The following is a 20,720-nucleotide window of genomic DNA, read 5'->3' as shown; positions in this document are numbered from 1 at the left end:
GATGTAAATTTAGGAGCAAGGAAAATGAAATCTTTATTAAATGTTTTTCAAAGAATATCAAAAGGAAATAATGGAGAAGTTGAAGTAATAGAAGCAATAACAAAATTACTAAAAGGGAAAGGAAAATATAGTAATTTTTTTATTCTTCCTAAAATTCAAATTGAAGATTTTAATTCAAGTAGAGAAGTTGATGTTATTCTTCTACATCCTGTATATGGAATATTTGTTATTGAAGTTAAGAATTGGACTAAATTAGATATAAGTAAAAATAATCCCTTTGAACAAGCAAAACAATATCGTAATTTGTTATTAGGAAAAATTAAAGATAGGCTAGGTGAAGTGCCTATTAATGTAGAGTTTAGAATTATATTCCCTTCTTTAACTTATGAAGATGCTAGAGAGTTTTTTAAAGAACACGCGAGTTTAAATGCATATAAAATTAATTCTTTCTTTAAAGAAGATTTACAGGCAAAAGAAAATTTCAAAAGATTTTTTAAGACTCAAGTGACATGTTTACCAAATAAAAAACAGTTTTTAGAGGTTGCATCCTTATTGATAGATAAGAAAAAAATTGCAAAAACAAAAGATAAAATATTACCAATCATCAGTAATGATGAAATACTTTTTTTTGACCATAAACAGTTAAGTGTTTTAAATGGCTATACTGATGGATTTAGAATTATTAGAGGTGTTGCTGGTACTGGTAAAACTGTAATTTTAAGTCATTTTATTAATAATAGATTACATAAAGATTGTAGTGAGAAATTTTTAGTTTTATGTTTTAATAAAAAATTAGTCAACAATTTAGAAAATATTTTTGAAGAAAATAAATATAAGAAAAATATAAATATAAAATCTATTTTAGGTTTTTTAAAAGAAATAAAATTTGATTATAAAAGGATAGGGTTGGATGAAAATAGCTATATAGAAGATAAATTTGAAGTCTTTGAAGGGGATGTTGCTATTTCAGAATTTAGAAAAAAACTAAAAGAATATTTAAAATTCAACCCAATAGATTATGTTATTTGTGATGAAACACAAGATATGCCAAAAGCATTTATTCGCCTAATTTATGAAGAAATTCAAGATTGTATTTTTTTTATAGATGAAGCTCAAAAATTTTATCCATATTCTATGGATAGTATTGCTCAGGTTTTCCATCATCCTAAATTTGAAAAAATTTCAATGCAAGGTAGGGTTAAAAATCTTAAGAATGTTTATAGAACACCTTCGAATATATCAAAATGTGCTTTTGAAATTCTATCTAAAGATACAAAGATAAATCAATATTATAAAAGAGCAAAATATTTAAATAATGATTTTTTAAATGATATAAATTGTGTATTAGAGGATGGAAATATTTATATTGATGATTGGGATAAATTTATAGACTTAGAAAATTTACTTAAAAAGCAAAAAGAAGAAACAATAGTTTTAACACATTCAAAAAATCAAAAAGCAATAATTGAAGATATTGTAAGAAAAATTAATAAAGATGATGTTATTAGAGTGATGACTATGCAATCAGTCAAAGGTCTTGAAGCAAAAAATATTATTATTCATAGTTTTAATAGTTTTTTACATACATCTTATAATTCCGATAAAAATATATTTTTTAGAAAAATCTATGTACTTATAACAAGATCTCAAAAAAATCTTTATTTATCTATTAGTGAGCAGAATATTAGTAGTAAGATAGAAGAAGTAGTAAATATATTGAAGAAATACAGTACTAAAAATATGGATGAAAATTGTGATAATGAAGAAAACACTTTAAAAGGATTATCAAAATTAACAAATTTACCAAAGCCTTCTAGAGAAAAGTTAAAAGAGACTGGTGAGTTTATAGTTTTAGGTGCTGAGCTATTTTCTATAATTGCAGGTTTGTTTGCTCTTTAATTATTATATTTAGTACAACAAGACATAATAATGGAAAAAATGGTAATAGTATACTATTTAGAATATATACCAAAATATTAATGAGTTGCTAGCTTGAGCAAGTAAAATTCTAGATGAGATTTATAGAAGATAAATAATTTTAGAGAAAATATAATAACAATGAGAAAACCAAGAATTTACCACCCAGCACCATTAGCAGGGAAAAAAGAATGTAGTTTGAGTGAGGACGCAGCGAATCACGTTGGGCGTGTATTGCGTATGAATGTGGGGCAGGAGTTGATCCTGTTTGATGGTTCGAGCCACACTTTTGACGCTGTGATTACGGAAACCACTAAAAAACGTGTTGAAGTTGAGATTTTATCGCAAACTTTTGATGATCGTGAATCTCATTTTCCGATTCATTTGGGGCAAGTGATTTCTCGTGGCGATCGTATGGAATTTACCATTCAAAAATCCGTTGAATTAGGTGTGAATGTAATTACTCCTCTTTGGTCGGAGCGTTGTGGTGTTAAGTTAGATAGCGATCGTCAAGGTAAAAAATTACAGCAGTGGCAAAAAATTGCGATTGCAGCCTGTGAGCAGTGCGGGCGTAACACTATTCCTGAAATTCGTCCGATAATGAAACTGACAGATTGGTGTCAGGAACAAGATGAAATGCTGAAATTAAATTTACATCCACGAGCCAAACAAGGTATTAAGCAATTAACGACTGTGCCACAAGCAGGTGTTCGTCTGTTGATTGGTGCAGAAGGTGGGTTGTCGGCTGATGAAATTGCGATGACAGAACAACAAGGATTTACAGAAGTGCTATTAGGAAAACGAGTATTAAGAACGGAAACTGCATCACTGGCTGCGATTACTGCTTTGCAACTTTGTTTTGGGGATTTAAGCGAATGATGAATTTGAAAAATCACTTTTTAATTGCAACACCTGATATGGACGATGATTATTTTGAGCGTTCTGTCATTTATATCTGTGAGCATAATAGTGAGGGTTCTATGGGACTAATGATCACAGTACCAACGGATCTTTCAGTAATGGAATTATTGGCTAAAATGGATTTTTTAATGGCAAATCAGCGTGATTATACCAAAGATCAAATTGTTTTGAGTGGAGGGCCTGTGAAGCAAGATAGAGGTTTTATTTTGCATACCCAAACTTCACAACATTTTGCGCAAAGTCAGCAAATTTCACCTAATGTGATGATGACTGTTTCGAGTGATATTTTAGATGTGTTAGGAAAACCTAATGCCCCTGAAAAATTTTTAGCGTGTTTAGGTTGTGCTACGTGGGCTCCTGAACAATTAGAGCAAGAAATTGCACGTAACTATTGGATTGTTGCACCGAGTAATGAAAAGACTTTATTTGAAACAGGTTATATGGATCGTTGGAATGAGGCGAATCAGTTGCTTGGCATTGATATGTTGTTAGCGAAAGCAGGACGGGCTTAATGAGCAAAACGTTAATTGCATTTGATTTTGGTACGAAAAGTATTGGTTGTGCAGTAGGGCAGAGTATCACTGGAACAGCACAGGGACTACCTGCTTTTAAAGCACAAGATGGCATTCCTAATTGGCAACAAATCGAGCAAGTGTTAAAAGAATGGAAGCCTGATTTATTAGTGGTAGGATTACCGTTAAATATGGATGGCACAGAACAACCTCTTACTCAACGTGCTAAAAAATTTGCTAATCGTTTAAATGGACGCTTTAGTTTACCTGTTGAGTTACAAGATGAACGCTTAACCACTGTTGCAGCGAAAGAAGAAATCTTTGCTCGAGGGGGCTATAAAGCACTAACTAAAGGGAAAGTGGATTCTATATCTGCGTGTTTAATTTTAGAAAGTTGGTTTGAAGCCAATAAGTAGGAAAAATGCAACTTATTCGAGGTCTCTATAATCTAAAAAATGCTCCAACTTTATCCAAAGGTTGTGCTTTAACTATTGGCAATTTTGATGGAGTACATTGTGGTCATCAACAGATTTTGTTGCGTTTAAAACAGACAGCGAAACAGCTTAATGTTCCAACGGTAGTGATGCTATTTGAGCTTCATCCAAGAGAGTTTTTTGTTAAAAAACTTGCAAAAAATGGGAAAAATGTTACCGCTCCAGCTCGTTTAATGCGACTACGAGATAAACTACATTACCTTAAACAGGAAGAAATCGACTTTGTGTTGTGTATTCGTTTTGCTCAACAGTTTGCAAGCCTGCAAGCGGAAGAATTTATTGATCAGTGTTTGGTAGAAAAACTTAATGTTACTTATCTAAGTGTGGGAGATGATTTTCGTTTTGGTGCTGAGCGGATGGGGGATTTTGATACGTTAAAACAGGCAGGTAAAAAATACGGTTTTATTGTGGAAGACCATCAAACCTATCATTTTAACCATCAACGAGTGAGTAGTACTTTTATTCGAAAGGCACTACAAAATGATGATTTGGCACTGGCAGAACGGTTATTAGGAAAACCTTACTCTATTGCAGGGCGCATTATTCATGGTAAAAAATTAGGGAGAACCATTGGCTTTCCAACGGCAAATGTAATGCTTGATCGTTTTGTTGTTCCAATTCACGGCGTTTATGCCGTGCAGGTGAAACTGAATGATGAATGTTTAAATGGTATTGCAAATGTAGGTAATCGACCAACAGTTAATGGTGTAAATGCACTATTAGAAGTACATATTTTTAACTTTAATCGTACGATTTATGGGCAAAGTATTGAAGTGGTGTTTCTAAAAAAAATACGCTCTGAGATAAAGTTTCCTAGTTTTAACGATCTAAAACAACAAATTCAACAAGATGTGGAACAAGTCAGAGCATTTTTTAAGTTATAAAATTTGTTTTTGTTCAATAATTTTAGCCACAGGAGCAAAACTTTTACGATGAAAAGGCGTTGCTCCAAATTCCGCTAATTTTTCAAAATGTAACTTGGTTGGATAGCCTTTGTGTCTAGCAAAACCGTATTCGGGAAAGAGTTTGTCTAGTTCTTTCATTTCATTATCACGTACTAATTTTGCGAGAATAGAAGCCGCACTGATTTCAGCAACCAAATTATCTCCTTTTATTATTGCTTGTGAGGGTATTGAAAAATCAGGTGTTCGGTTGCCATCAACTAATACAAAATTAGGTTGTATAGTTAGTGCTTTTACTGCTCGTTGCATAGCTAGCATTGTAGCATTTAAAATATTCAACTTATCAATTTCCTCTGGTTCAGCTCTGCCTAAAGACCAACAAAGGGCTTTTTGTTTTATTTCTTCTGCTAAGGCTTCACGGCGTTTTTCAGACAGTTTTTTAGAATCCATTAAACCTGCGATCGGATTGTGAGGGTCGAGGATCACCGCTGCTGTAACAACGGCTCCAACAAGAGGACCACGTCCTACTTCGTCAACGCCTGCAATAAGGGTACTATTAGGGTAAATAAATGTCGTTTTCATTATGTAAATTTTATCAAAAATAGATGTTGTGGGTATTGTGGCTCAAAACAATTTTTTTGTAAATATTCTTTTATGGATAATAATAATTATTATTAGCTTAAAGTTGATTTTTATTGTATATTAGCGGTTATTTTCAACCAAAATATAGAGCTATTATGTCGAGAAATCTTTTTGAAAAACGAATCCAAATTAAACCCTATGAATACCCTGAATTATTGGAGTTTAAAGATGCAATTCGTCATTCTTATTGGTTACATACTGAATTTAATTTTACGGGTGATATTCAAGATTATAAAACAGTCATAAATGAAAAAGAGCGTAGTGTTTTAACTCGTGCAATGTTAGCTATTTCTCAAGTTGAGGTTAGTGTTAAACGTTTTTGGGGTGATTTGTATCGCTATTTTCCAAAACCTGAAATTGATGATGTAGGTGGCACTTTTGCAGAAAGTGAAGTTCGCCATAAAGATGCTTATTCTTTTTTACTCGAAAAGTTGGGTTTGAATGATATGTTTGCAAATATTACAGAAATTCAACCGCTTATGGATCGTATAAATTATATGGAAGAATTTATGCGAGAAAAAGAAGAAGGGAAAGAACAGTTTATTTTATCCTTAGTATTATTTTCTCTTTTTGTGGAACATATCTCCTTGTTTGGACAGTTTTTAATTATGATGTCTTTTAATAAACATAAGAATTTATTTAAAGGGATTTCCAATGCTGTTGAAGCAACCTCAAAAGAAGAGGAAATTCACGGACGTTTTGGCATTGCACTTTATGAAATTTTAAGAAATGAACATAGTGAACTGTTTGGTGATGATTTTTATGAAGAATTAAAATCACTAGCGAATCAAGCACTTGAAGCAGAACGTAATATTCTTATGTGGATTTTTGAAGAAGGAGATCTTGATTTTATTGATTTAAAAACCGTAGAAAATTATATCACTAACCGTTATAACAATTCATTATCAACCTTAGGTATTGAACTACCTTATCAAGTGGATAACGAATTGTTAAAAGAAACAGAGTGGTTTGATATTGAAATTTTATCTGGTAAAGAGACAGATTTCTTTAACAAACGTAGTACTGATTACAGCAAAAAAATGAAGCAGATAACCGCCGATGACTTATTTTAATACCGAAAGACCTGATTTTGAATGGCTAAATGATGATAGCCGTTTATTTTTACAACGAGGTTACCTATTAGAGGGAACTACCGCCTTAGAGCGTATTCGCTATATTGCCGATCACGCAGAACAAAAGCTAAAGATTAAAGGCTTTGGAGATAAATTTTACCATTATATGGCACGAGGTTATTTCTCTCTTTCTTCGCCAATTTGGTCTAATTTTGGCTTAGATCGTGGTTTGCCTATTTCTTGCTTTGGGAGTTATATTGGTGATTCAATCGCAGATATTATGTCTACCGTTGCAGAAGTGGGAATGATGAGTAAAACAGGAGGTGGTACTTCAGCTTATTTTGGTGATATTCGCCCTCGTGGTAGTAATATTAGCAATAATGGAAAATCTGATGGTTCCTTTAATTTTAGTAAATTATTTGACACCACTATTGATGTAATTTCACAAGGCACCTCTCGAAAAGGGCAGTTTGCAGGTTATATTGATATTGAACACGCAGATATTGAAGAGTGGCTTGATATTCATACTGAGGGTAATCCTATTCAGTTGATGTACTATGGCGTATGTGTTGGTCACGAATGGCTTGAATCAATGAAAGCTGGCGATCCTTATAAGCGTCAAATGTGGGCAAGGATTTTACAACGTAAAACAGAAACAGGTATCCCTTATTTATTTTTTAAGGATAATGCCAATGCAGGTCGCCCTGATGTGTATAAAGATAAAAATATGAATATTCACGCTTCTAATTTGTGTACTGAAATTATGTTACCTTCAAATTCAGAAGAGAGTTTTGTGTGTTGTTTATCTTCAATGAACCTACTGTATTTTGATGAGTGGAAGGATACTGATGCACCAGAAGTGCTTACGTATTTCTTAGATGCAGTAATGAGTGAATTTATTGAAAAAAGTGCAACAGTGCCATTTTTGGATAAAGCAAATCGCTTTGCAAAACGTCACCGAGCGTTAGGTTTAGGTGTATTGGGTTGGCATAGTTATTTACAAGCTAATCATATTGCCTTTGATAGTTTTGAGGCAATGCAAAAAAACAATGAAATTTTTCAAGTGCTACAGCAAAAAACATTCAAGGCTTCTCAAGAATTGGCTGAATATTTTGGAGAACCTGAAATTTTACAAGGGTATGGACGTCGTAATACGACTTTAATGAGTATTGCCCCAACCAAATCAAGTAGTTTTATTTTAGGTAGTGTATCGCCATCCGTTGAACCCTTTAAATCAAATTACTATGTAAAAGATCTAGCGAAAATAAAAATGGTCTATAAAAATCCTTTCTTAGAAAAATTATTGCAAGAGAAAGGGTTAGATAATGAAAAAGTGTGGGAGAGCATTTTGGTAAATGATGGCTCAGTACAACATTTAACGGAATTATCAGAACACGAAAAAGAGGTCTTTAAAACTTTCTCTGAAATCAGTCAATTAAGTGTTATTCAACAAGCAGCACAGCGTCAGACGTATATTGATCAAGGGCAGAGTATTAACCTAATGGTACATCCTAATACACCAGCAAGAGATTTGAACCAACTCTATTTAACCGCTGAAGAATTAGGGGTTAAATCTATTTACTATCAATATAGTATGAGTGCAGCACAGGTATTTAATCGTAATTTACTAAGTTGTAGTAGTTGTGAGGGATAATGTAATCCTATAATTGCAAATTTTTAATACAATCTTACCGCTTATAGATATTATAAGCGGTTTTTTGTTTTGTGCGAAGACAGTTAACACTGTAAATTTATTTGGGGATAATTACAGAATCAAGGAGTATTTATGATATAATTTCAACTCTTATTACAAGGGTATTAATCTCTTTTTATTTCAAAAATATTATAATCAGATGAAAGAAATCATAAAAATAGTTCGAGAAAATTTAGCTCTGCCATTTTCTGCAATAAAAGATATTTCGTTTTTAGGTGGAATGACAAATAAAAATTATTTGGTTTGTATAGAAAACAAACACATAGACTATGTTGTTGTTCGTATACCAGGCGCAATGACAGAAAGACTCATTGAACGAGATTATGAATCTGTTAATAGTTTATTAATGTCAGAGCAACATTTTAATGTTGAAACCTGCTTTATTGATGCTAATTCAGGTATCAAGATTACTAAATATCTATCAGATAGCACAGCATTAGATCATACCACAATCAAAGCACATTCTAATTTAGAGCTTATTGCCAAAACTTTAAAAAAATTACATTGTAGTACTGTTAAATTTGCTAATGAGTTCAATGTTTTCAATGAATTAGATAAATATATTGGATTGTTAAAAAATAAGTATTCATTTTATGAATATAGTAAAGATATTCCTGATTTACTCCTATTTTTGAAATCTATCAGTTCTTACTTAACTAATAACAAAGTACTAGTACCTTGTCATAATGATCTTGTACCTGAAAATATTTTACTTAAACAACAATCAGTTTATTTTATTGATTGGGAATATTCAGGAATGAATGATCCTATGTTTGATATTGCTGCTTTTTTACTTGAATCAAAATTAAATGAAGAAGAGCAAGCCTTTTTCTTACACCACTATTTTGATGGAGAAGAAGATGGCGAGTTATTGAAAAAAATTCATTTATATCAATTCACACAAGATATTTTATGGTTTATTTGGACATTAGTAAAAGAAGAAAATAACGAATTTTTTGATGATTACGGACAAATAAGAATTGAGAGAGCCATTCAATTTATGAAAAACTGGAAAGAACAAGAGAATTGTGAATGGTAAAATATCACGGTTATATATTCGGTCTATTATCAGGCTTGCTCTGGGGTGTCACCGGGATTCTATATGAAGTATTAAATGAAGATTATCCCTTTGTTACTTCCTTAGTGATTATATTATCACTACTTTTTTTGATTGAAAGTGGTTCTTTATTATTTGCTGGGTTACTTTGCTATAAAAAAGTACCGCAACATCATAAATTAATAAAGCATAAACGAGTAGGTATACTAGCAGTAATTGCAGGTTTAATCGGTGGTCCAGTTGGAATGTTTTGCTACTTACAAGCAATCAGTTATATTGGTGTGGGCTATGCAGCCCCTATTTCATCTCTTTATCCTGTATTTGGGGCATTATTATCTTTTCTATTTTTAAAAGAGCGTATGACAAAGTGGGGAATTATCGGTTTTAGTATAGCGATATTTTGCACACTTTTATTAAGCCTTGATTTGAGTTCTTCACAAATTTTATTATTCGGCGTAGGGCTTGCCTTTATTAGTGCATTAAGTTGGGGAGCAGAGATTGTGCTTTCATCTTATGTAATGCAGTTTTTACCCTCTACTGTTGTGTATTTTTTTAGACAGCTAGGGGCGAGTTTAGGTTATTTGTTTTTGTTGTTCTTTTTTGAATTAGATACCGCCACACTGTTTAAATCCTTTACAGAGTCTCATTTTGTTTTTCTGTTAGGTCTTATATTTTCTTCTTCAATGCTCTCTTATTTGCTTTATTATCAAGCCATTTATTTGATTAAACCAATTAGAGCAATGATGTTAAATATCACTTATGGATTTTGGATTGTGTTACTAAGTGTGATATTGGGAAGAACAGAAATGAATATATCAATAGTACTGCTCACAATAGGAGTTGTTGTAGGTACAACTATTACCCTCAAAGATAAGCGAGAAAAATTATGAATGCGATTATATTAGCAGCAGGATTAGGCAGTCGCTTTAAAGATATTACACAAAAAACACATAAAGCACTGTTACCTATCAATGGTATTCCTAATATTGAAAGAACGATTATATATCTACACGAAGCAGGAATTACGGATATTTATATTGTTACAGGACATCTTGCAGAGCAATTTAGTTATTTATCCGATAAATATGGTTGCCACTTGTTAAAAAATGATAAATACCGTGAATATAATAATATTTACTCTTTTTATCAGGCAATGAATTATTTTAATAATAGCTATGTGATCGATTCCGATGTTGTGTTATTTAAAAATATCTTTAAAAAACAACGAGAGCAAAGTTGTTATTTTGTAATAGAACGCCCTAATAGTAGTGATAAAGAATGGGTGCCAGTATTATCATCAAACAAGGTGAGACAAATTAAAGTAACCAACGAGTGCGAACCAAGTTTACTCGGTATTTCTTATTGGGCAAAACCTGATTGTGACAAAATAAAGGACGAGTTTATGAATTATCTTGAAAAAGATACCTTATTAAACCCTAAACTTTATTGGGATAATATTCCAATGGAAATAATTCAAGAACTCAATGTCACTACTGAGCAAATACCGTTATCAGAGGGATATGAAATGGATAATTTAATTCAATATAATTTTATTTTGAATAATTTAGTAGGAAAAAAGAATGAAAAAAATTAATTTAAGAGAGCATCAACTAATTGCATTAGATATATTGAAATATTTTGATATGATTTGTAGAGAGAATAATATCGTCTACTCTTTAGGTGGTGGCACTTTAATAGGTGCAATTCGTCATAGCGGTTTTATTCCTTGGGATGATGATATTGATGTTTATATGTGTCGTGATGAATACCAAAAGTTTGTAAATATTTGGCAAAGTCAAAATGACCATAAACAGTATAGTATTTCTCTTGCGGAAGATATTGAGGGGCAATTTTGTGGAGAAATGACTAAAATTTTTGATGAAAACACCCTCTTAGTTGATCCTAAAGGTAGAAAATCAGGTATTTTTATTGATATTTTCATTTATGATGCTGTACCAAATAATCCAGATATTCTTTATAAAATGATGAAAAAGCACAGACGCCTTAAATTACGGTTTTCTTCTTGTAAAAAAAGATGGAAAAGAGCAAAAGAGGGATCTATAAGCGGTAAGATCTTTTCAACTTTATCCCATTATTTGTTTAATAAAATGACAGAAAATTTAACTCTGTTTCAAAAAAACTATCCTATTGAAAAAGCTGACCATATAGGTTTAGTGTTATCTGATTATGGTGGTTGGAAAAAATCTTATATGCCGAAAAACTATTTTGATGATGTAGTTTATGTTGACTTTGAGGGTGAGAAATACCCTGTAATGAAAGGATATCACGAACATTTAACAATGTATTATGGCGATTATATGACGCTTCCTCCAGAGGAAGAACAGAAGCCTCATCATACAACGGAAGTTTATATTTTAGAATAATATTTTACTATTCAAAGGAAAAGGGGGAAATAAAACTCCCCTTTTGTTTGAGACTGTTTCTTTAAAAGTTCAACAACACTACCTCATCACAAATAACCCCAACATCAACCATCGTTCCAATAGGAATATCTTGGCGATGGTAAGCGGTAAGATATAATTCATTTATTGCAATATTATAGCGATATTGTTGTCCTAAAAATAATTTTTTAATCACTTTCCCCTTGCTTTGAGAATTAAGATTTATTGCGATTTGTTCAGGACGAACAAGCCATTGATATTTTCCTTTTGAATAATTAATTTTATCAAAATAGTGTTTATCTAAAATGGTATTTAAGTGATGTTCATCTATCACTTCACAATCTAAATAATTCGTTTCACCTAAAAAATCCGCCACAAATTTATTATGGGGTTTACTATAAAGGGTTGTTGGCGTTTCATATTGTACAATTTTACCTTGATCCATAATTGCAATACGATCTGCAAAAGCAAAAGCCTCTTCTTTACTGTGAGTCACAAAAATAGCGGGGACATTTTGACTTTTTAAAATCGCTTTAATTTCATCAATCATCTCATAACGAGTTTGGGTATCAATGTTGGAAAAAGGTTCATCAAGTAACAGTAATTTAGGGTTACAAACCAATGAGCGAGCAATCGCCACTCGCTGTTGTTGTCCGCCTGATAACTCGTAAGGATAACGTTTTTCAAAACCTTGTAATTTAACAGTTTCTAACACTCGCTCAGTAGCAAATTGTTGCTCTTTTTTGGAAAGTTTGCTTAATCCAAATTGAATATTTTCAGCTACCGTTAAATGTGGAAAAAGCGCATAATCTTGAAAAATAAAGCCAATTTGTCGATTTTCCACTGCAACAGTATTCAAATTTTGATTGGCAAGAGTAATAGTGCCTTGCTTGATTTCCAGTAAACCTGCAATAGCTTTTAAAAGCGTTGTTTTTCCACAGCCACTCGCACCAAGTAAACAAATAATTTCATTTTCTTTTACTTGTAAATCTAAGTTTTTTAATACTTCTGTTGTACCAAATTGATAGCTAAGTTGTTGAATATCAAGTAATTTCATTGTGATGCTCTTTTTGTGATTGTGAAATAAGGGAACGAGTTAGCCAAATAACGGGAATGATACCAATAATGACCAAAATTACTGCAGACAGTGCTGCTTCTTCCAGTTGCTCTGTTGAAGTTAAATTAAACAAATAAGTGGCAAGGGTTTCAAAGTTAAAAGGACGTAATAATAGTGAAGCATTAAGCTCTTTCATACACTCAATAAACACCATTAAACCTGCAGTAATAATGCCTTTTGATATAAGGGGGAAATGCACTTTTGTGAGCATTTTTATGCCATTTTTACCCATTGTTTGGCTTGCCATATCTAAAGAGGGTGAAATCTTACTCAGGGAGTTATCGATACTCCCAATTGCCATTGCTAAAAATCGAATAACGTAAGCAATAATTAACGCAAAAATTGAACCTGAAAAAATTAATCCAACAGGCGGAAGATCGAATAATTTGAGTAACCAATGTAATTTATGATCCGCCAAATTTAAAACCGATAATAACCCTATCGCCAAGACGGTACCAGAAATCGCATAGCCCATTGAGGACACTTGTAATGATAATCGAGATAAATTCTGTTCAACAGGGGTTCTTTGTGAAAACCGTGCAGTAAAATGTAAAATTAATGCCAATATAATCGCAATTATCGAAGCGATAGCGGATACTTGTAAACTATTTTTTGCAAATTCTAAAAAGCCTGAGTTCCAAGACTGCTCAAAATAATGAAATGACCAATAAAGTAAACGTCCAAAAGGAATAAAAAAAGCAAGGCTTAGCAATGAACCACACCATAAATAAGCAAAAAATAACCCTTTACCACGCAACTGTTTTTGATGCACTTTTTGTTCATAACCACGTTGATAAATTTTTTGTTTACGGCGACTGTAATTTTCTACTGAAATCAGTAAAAAAATAATAAATAACATAAAAACAGCAATACGACTTGCCGTACCAAAATCACCAAAACCTAACCAAGAATCATAAATGGCGGTGGTTAAAGTGGAAACAGCAAAATAAGAAACAGTGCCAAAATCCCCTAAGGTTTCCATTGCAACTAAACTTATTCCTACCACAATTGCTGAACGAATAAGAGGAAAAGTCACTTTTGTAAATAAACGTAATTTTTTTGCCCCTAAAATTTTAGCGCTTTGTAATAAGTTTTCAGACTTCTCAAGCAGTGCTACTCGTACCACTAAAAAAATATAAGGATACAACACAAGGGCTAAAATAAAACACGCCCCATACATTGTTCTCGCTTGTGGAAACCAATAATCCTGAGCATTTTGCCAACCAAAAATATCTCGCAATAGGGTTTGAATTTCACCTGAATAATCTAATAAATCCGTATAAATATACGCACTTAAATACGCTGGAATAGCAAGAGGCAAACACAGAAGCCATTGTAAACTTTGTTTACCTTTAAATTGATAACTAGAAACAATCCAAGCAGAGGGAAGAGCAAAAAAGAGTGCAAAGCCTACCGTTCCAAGGACTAATAAGCCAGAATTAACCACATAAATACCTAGTGTGGTATTCCATAAATGGATAAGATTATCGATTTCGCCATCAAAAGAATTATAAACAATGGCAAGCAAAGGCAGCAGAACCATTGTGGTAATAAGAAGGGCGCTAAATTTCCAAATAAAATGGTGGTTTTTCATAGTGTTTTAAAACAATTATGTGAGATCTAGATATAACCTAGCTCTCACATATAGATAAATTATTGATAAAATTGAGTATGGAGCAAATTCAATCTTCCGAACTTCAATTTTATTCTATCATTATTGTAGTAAAAAATATATTCCACTATTTTTTTAGCTGAAGCAAATAATAATTAAGTCTTTTTAAGATAATATTATCTTAGATAGTAAGTATCTACAGAAATTACATTTCTTTTAAACAACCATAAATTAATTTAGCCAATTCATCTTGACCTTGTTTAGATATTAAGTAATCTCGGTCTGGTGGATTTGTGAAAAAACCTACATTTATTAGAATTGCTGGTGATTTAGTTTTTCTTAAAACAGCTCCATCGAAAGAGTCGTTACTATCTTTTTTTAATTTACCTTTTCCTAAACAGTTCAACATCTTTTGTGAAAGTTGTTGTGACTTTTTGGCAACAATACTTTTTTTAGAATAATAAGTTCCTATGCCATTTCTTCTCCTATCAGGATACGAACCAACATGTAAGGAAATCGCAAAATCAGGTTTAATCTTATTGATTTTATCTACTCGTTCTTGAAGTTCTATAAAACGATCAAAGATTCTTGTTGAAATAATTTCAAGGTTTTGATTTTTATTTAATTCTATAATTTTATCTGCAAGTTTCAGAGCGAATGAACTTTCTGTTTCATTTGATGTTTTACTTTGTGCTCCAACATCTGCTCCTCCGTGACCGGGATCAATAACAATCGTTTTTTTAGGTTGTTGAACACAACCTGTTAAAAAACTAAGAGCTAAACAAGTTATAAATGTTGCATATATTTTATGTTTCATAAATTTTTCCTTCTTCACTTAACATTGTCTTTTAGGCATCAGTAATTTAAACAAGCGGTTATATCAATGGTAAAATTTTCTTATATCAGCATATTTGATACTTTTCTTCTCTACCATCTTTTATTGCAATAATTACCACTAAATTTTCAAGTGGGTAATATCTATATAAAGCAATACAAGTTCGCTTCTTACCAACGGTGATAACAAGTTCTCTGTAGAAATTATCATATTCATATTCTCTGCCTATTTGTGGATTTTCTCTTAATAAACTCCACGCCTCTTCAACTGCATTAGCCAAAGTATTAACTGTAGTTTGATAACCACCATTAGCAAGAATATAACGTTTTAATCGCAACAAATCATCCAATGCTTGTTGGGATAATTCAACTTTTAGCATTATTCTGCTCTCAACATTTCTAGGGCTTTTTCAATTGGCACAAGATTTCTGTTTGCTTTATCTTCTTCCATTGCTCTAACACGGCTCTTAAACCATTCTCGCTCTGCGTCTTCTTGTTGAATAAAACGCTCTATTGCTCTTTTCATCAAAGAGTGGGGCGTGCGATCCTGAATTTTTGCAATCTCATCAAGACGCTTTTTGATATCGTCTTCTAATCTTACACTAACACTACAACTCATAGAATCCTCCGATGCATTAAAATGTAACAATTTGTAATACATTGTAGTGCTATAGAAATAAAAATCAATTTTTATTTACAAACAATATTTAATTTTCCATACATATTAGCTTTATCTATTTTAAATGGTGTTATGGTTATGAAGTAAATGTACCATTTGTAAATTTCTGACAAAATGTAGCCGCTTTGCATTTTATTATTACCCTGAATACTCCATAAATTTACGCTTAAATTCTTTGGTATTAATATAATGTTAGCTTAATAAATAAGCTGCTAATATTATACACCATATAAAAAACATACCAGAAACATAATGCTTAGGAGGCACAGAATCGCTATTGTCATTTTCATCATGAAGTACAAATATAAGTAATGAACAAACTAATCCAACAAAAAAAGCATTTATTAGTATAAAGGACACACCATTACTTCTATCAAGATTAAATAAAATAGCAATACTTGAATATACTTCCAATATTGGTTTCTGATACTTTAAGGGAAGTAAAGCCATTAATATTACAGAGAATGCAGTACCAGGGAGAAATAATCCATACATAATACAATTATTTTTTAATTTATTATTCATAGCTGAAGCTCCTTAGCTAAACGTAATTTAAAAAAACATCTTCAAGTCTTATCCCCAAAATAAACTTTATATTATATTTAGTATATTTTGATATGGAATTGAGGTTGAAAACAGATAAACTATTCCTAACAAAACTGAGAGAATATAATTAGCAAAAACAGCATTATTTTTTACTATTTATAGATAAAGAAATACCAAGTATTACTAATAGTATTTTTACAGTATTGTCCTCATAATTGTTAGAATAAGGGGATATTAAAAATATATTACTGACTTGATGCAGCCCCTAAAACTATAGCACCACCTACTACACCTATAAATTTACCCCAAGATTCTAAATCTTTCACATTTTGATTTTTATAACTTGAAGAGAAGTGACCATTTGTACCATCAGAATCAAATATTAAATCTCCATCAATATTGTAACTATCTCCACTAAATCCACCAGTCCAATAAATTTCTACTTTAGTTTTAAATCTTTCCGAATAGCTGTTATAGCTACAAGAAGGTAGTGTTGTTCTAATATCTTTTGCTAATGGATATTTATTGGCTAATTTTTTACCATATGAACTTGCAAAATATTCAGCTTTATCATATTCACTTGAATCACAAGATCTGGCAAAACTATTTATAGATAAAGAAATACCAAGTATTACTAATAATATTTTTTTCATAATAACCTCTCTAAATTTTTAGCATAAGGTGGATATTAAAAAATATATCCACCAATAAATTTATTATTTACAATTAACAAATTCTGGTTCAATTCCCATACTTCTAAATTTAGCCCAGGTAAGTTGTTCAGCTTCTGATTTACTAGACGCAACTACGTGTACCATTTTATAAGGGCTACCATTTTTATAAGCCCAACATTCATAAGACATACTCATAACTAACCTCCATAAAAAATTAATAATATTGCTATTGAATTAAGCCCTAGCTGAGATCATACCTTTTTATTATTTTTTAAACACAAACAACTATTCCCTCTAACCCTCCCAAAAACTAAACATTACCCACACAAAATCTAAATCAGTTTACTTTTACAGATGAATTAAATACAATGCAAAATGCTGATTGATATACATAAAGGGCAATACAATGAAAGTAAATGAGAAAATTCGAATGGTGCGTGAAACACATAATTGGTCACAGGAGGATATGGCAGATAAATTGGCAATGTCTACCAATGGTTATGCCAAAATTGAGCGTGGCGAAACAGGATTACATTTAGATAAATTAGAAAAAATTGCCAAAGTGTTTGATATGGATTTAGTCGAATTATTATCAGTGAGCGATAAAAGTGTTATTTGTTTAGTTAATGAAAATAGTACTAATAGCAGTAATTATTATGGCTCATCACAAGAGTTAAGTACAGAAATTGAGAAACTAAAACTTACCCTTATTCATAAAGAAGAATTATTAGCTCAACAAGGGCGAGAAATCAAAACACTTCAAACTTTAGTTGAAACATTACAATCAAAAAAATAATAAAAAGGGCAATAAAATGAAAGTAAATGAAAAAATCCGAATGGTGCGTGAAACACATAATTGGTCACAGGAGGATATGGCAGATAAATTAGCAATGTCTACCAATGGCTATGCCAAAATTGAGCGTGGTGAAACAGGATTACATTTAGATAAATTAGAAAAAATTGCCAAAGTGTTTGATATGGATTTAGTCGAATTATTATCAGTGAGCGATAAAAGTGTTATTTGTTTAGTCAGTGAAAATAGTACTCACAGCAGCAATTATTATGGTTCATCACAAGAACTTACCGCAGAAATTGAGAAACTAAAACTCACCCTTATCCATAAAGACGAATTACTGAGCGAAAAAGAGCGTGAAATTAAGACCTTACAAACTTTAGTCGAAGCATTACAAGTTAAAAAATAAGGCATAACGGACAAAAAAATGGTTATAGCCTATCAATATTATTATGTAAGTGTTTGACTTATAATGATATTTGTAGAGACGTAGCATGCTACGTCTCTACGCTCTACGAAAGATGATTTCAAAAATTACTTTTCAATATCAAATTGTACTTCATCAACTAATTGAAGTGCTTGTTTATAATGCTCTGCAATTTTTTCTAATTGCAGTTTATCTGCTGTAAATTCACCCCAACTTGCCACTAATTTAGAACGTTCAACACCTTCTTTAACAGGGAACTCGTGGTTTAATTCAGCATACAATTTTTGTGCAGTATTTTCAGATAAATATTCCATCAATTTAATTGCATTCGCTTTATTTGGTGCATATTTACTTAATGCCATACCACTAATATTTAAGTGAGTTGCATATTTTCCAGTAGGGAAGTTGATAATGGCTTTTTCAGCTTGTGCTTTCTGTTTTTCATCTGTGAGCATTTTACCGAAATAGTAGCTGTTTGCGATGGCATAATCGCAGACACCTGCTGCAATACCTTTAATTTGAGCTCGGTCATTACCTTGTGGTTTACGTGCTAAATTAGCTTTTAAGCCTTTTAAGAAATCACGTGTTTTATCAACGCCATAATGCTCAATTAAAGATGCGAAGAGGGATACGTTGTATGCATTTTTACCAGAGCGAATACAAATTTTGCCTTTGTATTCAGGTTTTGCTAAATCGATATAATCAAAGCCAGCGGGTAATTTACCTACACGATCTTTTGAGGTGTAAATTGCTCTTGCACGAGTGGTTAATGCAAACCAGTCACCATCTGAATCACGGAATTGATATGGGATATTTTTTTCTAAAACCGTAGATTTTACTTTTTGAGCAAATCCTTCATTTACTAATTCCATTACACGAGAAATATCAACGGTTAACAATAGATCTGCTGGGCTAAGTTCACCTTCCGCTTGGATACGTTTAATCAAACCTTTACCAGAAAAAAGCACATTGACTTTAATACCTGTATCTTTTTCAAACTGCTCTAACATTGGGTTAATGAGATGAGGCTGACGATAGGAGTAGACGTTCACTTCATTTTTGGCAAGGGCAGAGGTAGATAAAACGAGTGGAAGTGCTAAAGCACAAGTTGATAACATTTTTTTCATCATAGTTTCCTTAGATTTTTGATTAGAAAAGAAAAAAGACCTATTTGGTTAATAGGAATAGAGAGGATGATAATTATTAACAGTATATATGTCAATGAGAATAATTCTTAATAATTTTTATGATGTTGTTTTACCTTATGCCTTAGCTTCAAGTAATAGGTGAATTTATTACTTTTAAAACCCTAAAAGTCAGTTATACTTTTAAGGTGTTTTTTTATAGATAGCTGACAATGCAATTAGAACTTTATCGTTATACTTTACCTATCCAAACTGGATTGATTTTACGAGGGAATGCGTTTAAAACTCGACAGGGTTTAATTATTAAACTTATTAAAGGTGAAAAAATAGGTTTGGGTGAAATTTCTCCCTTGCCCTTTTTTAGTACTGAAACATTAGTACAGGCAGAGCAACAAATAAAAGCTGTTTTTAAGCGGTTACATAATGGTGAAAATTTGCAATTAAATCAACTATATCCAAGTGTGGCATTTGGGTTAAGTTGTGCATTGGCAGAGTTAAATAATGAATTGAAAATAGAACCTTCTTCTTTTCAGTCTGTGCCTCTTTTTAAAGGTGATATGGGGCAATTTATCACTCAATTAAACCAAATGGAAAATAAAATAGGTAAACTAAAAGTTGCTTTGCAAGCACCAGAGAAAGAAGCAGAAATGATCAATCAGCTTTTTGCTCAAGTGCCTGATCTAACATTGCGTTTAGATGGGAATCGTAAATGGGATTGGCAACAAGCGGTCACATTTGGTAAAAAATTTGCAAAATGTTACCGCTCAAGATTAGAATTTATCGAAGAACCTTGCCAGACGCCAAAGTTTTCACAACACTTTGCTAATGAGTTTCAGCTTCCTATTGCGTGGGATGAAACCAGTCGAGAGTCACATTTTTTTGTAAAAAAACAACAAAATGTGACCGCTATTATTATTAAACCAACGCTTATAGGTTCATTGGAAAAGTGTCAAAATATCATCGACCAAGCGCATCAACAGGGGTTACAGGCCGTGATTAGTTCCAGTATTGAATCCAGTCTTGCTCTTTCTCAGCTTGCTCAATTTTCGCAAAAATATACCCCTCACACCCTTGCAGGGTTAGATACCCTCAATTTAATGGAGCACCAGTTAATAAGATCTTTTTCAGATGTTAGCCTTCCATTAGTAGGTATTGAGAGCGAGTTTGTGGAGAGAATAATATAGTTATTTAGTCGGTATATAGATGTAATAAAAAGTAGTTTTTAAGTATTCACAAAAGAGAGAATGAAGAGAACATTT

General features: G+C 32.0%; 24 protein-coding genes and 1 pseudogene. 14 read left to right on the top strand and 11 right to left on the bottom strand.

Annotated features, from left to right (window positions below; genetic code table 11):
- Window positions 1-24 precede the first annotated feature (24 nt).
- From A6B44_RS07610 to ribF, 5 genes are all read left to right on the top strand, one after another.
- Window positions 25-1,899 carry a nuclease-related domain-containing DEAD/DEAH box helicase gene (locus A6B44_RS07610; protein WP_090921242.1) on the top strand — a complete coding sequence of 625 codons (1,875 nt, stop codon included), beginning with the start codon at window positions 25-27 and terminating at the stop codon, window positions 1,897-1,899.
- A 159-nt stretch (window positions 1,900-2,058) separates the two neighbouring features.
- On the top strand, window positions 2,059-2,796 hold the full coding sequence (gene rsmE / locus A6B44_RS07605) for a 16S rRNA (uracil(1498)-N(3))-methyltransferase (RefSeq protein ID WP_090921243.1): 738 nt from the start codon (window positions 2,059-2,061) through the stop codon (window positions 2,794-2,796).
- Window positions 2,793-3,350: a YqgE/AlgH family protein gene (locus A6B44_RS07600; protein WP_090921244.1), complete on the top strand. Its 558-nt coding sequence runs from the start codon at window positions 2,793-2,795 to the stop codon at window positions 3,348-3,350. The genes rsmE and A6B44_RS07600 overlap by 4 nt, the downstream gene beginning before the upstream one ends.
- Window positions 3,350-3,766 (top strand): Holliday junction resolvase RuvX, encoded by a 417-nt coding sequence (gene ruvX, locus A6B44_RS07595; protein WP_090921245.1) that lies wholly within the window; start codon window positions 3,350-3,352, stop codon window positions 3,764-3,766. The genes A6B44_RS07600 and ruvX overlap by 1 nt, the downstream gene beginning before the upstream one ends.
- Window positions 3,767-3,771: 5 nt before the next feature.
- On the top strand, window positions 3,772-4,728 hold the full coding sequence (ribF, locus tag A6B44_RS07590) for a bifunctional riboflavin kinase/FAD synthetase (RefSeq protein WP_090921246.1): 957 nt from the start codon (window positions 3,772-3,774) through the stop codon (window positions 4,726-4,728).
- Here the strand turns inward: ribF and rnhB are convergent.
- Window positions 4,723-5,328 carry a ribonuclease HII gene (rnhB, locus tag A6B44_RS07585; protein ID WP_090921247.1) on the bottom strand — a complete coding sequence of 202 codons (606 nt, stop codon included), beginning with the start codon at window positions 5,326-5,328 and terminating at the stop codon, window positions 4,723-4,725. The two genes, ribF and rnhB, sit on opposite strands and share 6 nt — an antisense overlap.
- Window positions 5,329-5,483: 155 nt before the next feature.
- Between rnhB and A6B44_RS07580 the strand changes: the two genes are divergently transcribed.
- The 6 genes from A6B44_RS07580 (at window position 5,484) to A6B44_RS07555 (ending at window position 11,616) form a co-directional block, all read left to right on the top strand.
- Complete coding sequence (locus tag A6B44_RS07580; RefSeq protein WP_090921248.1) at window positions 5,484-6,461, top strand: ribonucleotide-diphosphate reductase subunit beta; 978 nt, start codon at window positions 5,484-5,486, stop codon at window positions 6,459-6,461.
- Entirely contained in the window at window positions 6,448-8,115 is a 1,668-nt protein-coding gene (locus A6B44_RS07575; RefSeq protein WP_090921249.1) for a ribonucleoside-diphosphate reductase subunit alpha, read from the top strand. Before A6B44_RS07580 ends, A6B44_RS07575 begins: the two co-directional genes overlap by 14 nt.
- A 199-nt stretch (window positions 8,116-8,314) precedes the next feature.
- Window positions 8,315-9,214: a choline kinase family protein gene (locus A6B44_RS07570; RefSeq protein WP_246253105.1), complete on the top strand. Its 900-nt coding sequence runs from the start codon at window positions 8,315-8,317 to the stop codon at window positions 9,212-9,214.
- On the top strand, window positions 9,208-10,122 hold the full coding sequence (locus A6B44_RS07565) for a DMT family transporter (RefSeq protein ID WP_090921251.1): 915 nt from the start codon (window positions 9,208-9,210) through the stop codon (window positions 10,120-10,122). The genes A6B44_RS07570 and A6B44_RS07565 overlap by 7 nt, the downstream gene beginning before the upstream one ends.
- The gene (locus tag A6B44_RS07560) at window positions 10,119-10,826 is read left to right on the top strand and encodes an NTP transferase domain-containing protein (RefSeq protein WP_090921252.1); all 708 of its coding nucleotides are present in this window, start codon (window positions 10,119-10,121) and stop codon (window positions 10,824-10,826) included. Before A6B44_RS07565 ends, A6B44_RS07560 begins: the two co-directional genes overlap by 4 nt.
- Complete coding sequence (locus A6B44_RS07555) at window positions 10,813-11,616, top strand: LicD family protein (protein ID WP_090921253.1); 804 nt, start codon at window positions 10,813-10,815, stop codon at window positions 11,614-11,616. Before A6B44_RS07560 ends, A6B44_RS07555 begins: the two co-directional genes overlap by 14 nt.
- Window positions 11,617-11,677: 61 nt before the next feature.
- On the opposite strand, the gene A6B44_RS07550 is transcribed toward A6B44_RS07555, so the two are convergent.
- The 9 genes and pseudogenes from A6B44_RS07550 to A6B44_RS07510 all read right to left on the bottom strand — a co-directional run bounded on the left by A6B44_RS07550 (window position 11,678) and on the right by A6B44_RS07510 (window position 17,291).
- Window positions 11,678-12,691: an ABC transporter ATP-binding protein gene (locus A6B44_RS07550; protein ID WP_090921254.1), complete on the bottom strand. Its 1,014-nt coding sequence runs from the start codon at window positions 12,689-12,691 to the stop codon at window positions 11,678-11,680.
- Entirely contained in the window at window positions 12,678-14,345 is a 1,668-nt protein-coding gene (locus tag A6B44_RS07545) for an ABC transporter permease (RefSeq protein ID WP_090921255.1), read from the bottom strand. Before A6B44_RS07545 ends, A6B44_RS07550 begins: the two co-directional genes overlap by 14 nt.
- Window positions 14,346-14,404: 59 nt before the next feature.
- Window positions 14,405-14,506: pseudogene (locus A6B44_RS10985) on the bottom strand (IS3 family transposase); the annotation flags it as partial.
- Between the two features lie 62 nt (window positions 14,507-14,568).
- Window positions 14,569-15,180: an N-acetylmuramoyl-L-alanine amidase family protein gene (locus A6B44_RS07535; protein ID WP_090921258.1), complete on the bottom strand. Its 612-nt coding sequence runs from the start codon at window positions 15,178-15,180 to the stop codon at window positions 14,569-14,571.
- Between the two features lie 85 nt (window positions 15,181-15,265).
- Window positions 15,266-15,577: a type II toxin-antitoxin system RelE/ParE family toxin gene (locus A6B44_RS07530; protein ID WP_090921259.1), complete on the bottom strand. Its 312-nt coding sequence runs from the start codon at window positions 15,575-15,577 to the stop codon at window positions 15,266-15,268.
- Complete coding sequence (locus tag A6B44_RS07525) at window positions 15,577-15,816, bottom strand: CopG family ribbon-helix-helix protein (RefSeq protein ID WP_176673496.1); 240 nt, start codon at window positions 15,814-15,816, stop codon at window positions 15,577-15,579. The genes A6B44_RS07530 and A6B44_RS07525 overlap by 1 nt, the downstream gene beginning before the upstream one ends.
- Before the next feature lie 252 nt (window positions 15,817-16,068).
- Window positions 16,069-16,401, bottom strand: coding sequence for a hypothetical protein (locus tag A6B44_RS07520; RefSeq protein ID WP_090921261.1), 333 nt, complete (start codon window positions 16,399-16,401; stop codon window positions 16,069-16,071).
- A 266-nt stretch (window positions 16,402-16,667) separates the two neighbouring features.
- On the bottom strand, window positions 16,668-17,075 hold the full coding sequence (locus A6B44_RS07515) for a hypothetical protein (protein ID WP_090921262.1): 408 nt from the start codon (window positions 17,073-17,075) through the stop codon (window positions 16,668-16,670).
- A 63-nt stretch (window positions 17,076-17,138) separates the two neighbouring features.
- Window positions 17,139-17,291: a hypothetical protein gene (locus A6B44_RS07510; RefSeq protein ID WP_176673495.1), complete on the bottom strand. Its 153-nt coding sequence runs from the start codon at window positions 17,289-17,291 to the stop codon at window positions 17,139-17,141.
- 211 nt (window positions 17,292-17,502) lie between these two features.
- Here A6B44_RS07510 and A6B44_RS07505 point away from each other — a divergent pair, with 211 nt between their 5' ends.
- Entirely contained in the window at window positions 17,503-17,892 is a 390-nt protein-coding gene (locus A6B44_RS07505) for a helix-turn-helix domain-containing protein (RefSeq protein WP_090921263.1), read from the top strand.
- A gap of 16 nt (window positions 17,893-17,908) precedes the next feature.
- Window positions 17,909-18,298, top strand: coding sequence for a helix-turn-helix domain-containing protein (locus tag A6B44_RS07500; RefSeq protein ID WP_090921264.1), 390 nt, complete (start codon window positions 17,909-17,911; stop codon window positions 18,296-18,298).
- Between the two features lie 125 nt (window positions 18,299-18,423).
- Here A6B44_RS07500 and A6B44_RS07495 read toward each other — a convergent pair whose 3' ends face one another.
- Window positions 18,424-19,443: a Fe(3+) ABC transporter substrate-binding protein gene (locus A6B44_RS07495; protein WP_090921265.1), complete on the bottom strand. Its 1,020-nt coding sequence runs from the start codon at window positions 19,441-19,443 to the stop codon at window positions 18,424-18,426.
- Window positions 19,444-19,673: 230 nt separating this feature from the next.
- Between A6B44_RS07495 and menC the strand changes: the two genes are divergently transcribed.
- Window positions 19,674-20,645 carry an o-succinylbenzoate synthase gene (gene menC / locus A6B44_RS07490; RefSeq protein ID WP_090921266.1) on the top strand — a complete coding sequence of 324 codons (972 nt, stop codon included), beginning with the start codon at window positions 19,674-19,676 and terminating at the stop codon, window positions 20,643-20,645.
- The last annotated feature ends 75 nt before the right edge of the window (window positions 20,646-20,720 follow it).

Source organism: Pasteurella skyensis, assembly GCF_013377295.1.
GTDB lineage: Bacteria > Pseudomonadota > Gammaproteobacteria > Enterobacterales > Pasteurellaceae > Phocoenobacter > Phocoenobacter skyensis.
The sequence above is the reverse complement of the archived record's forward strand: the minus strand, read 5'-3'. Positions and strand labels throughout refer to the sequence as shown.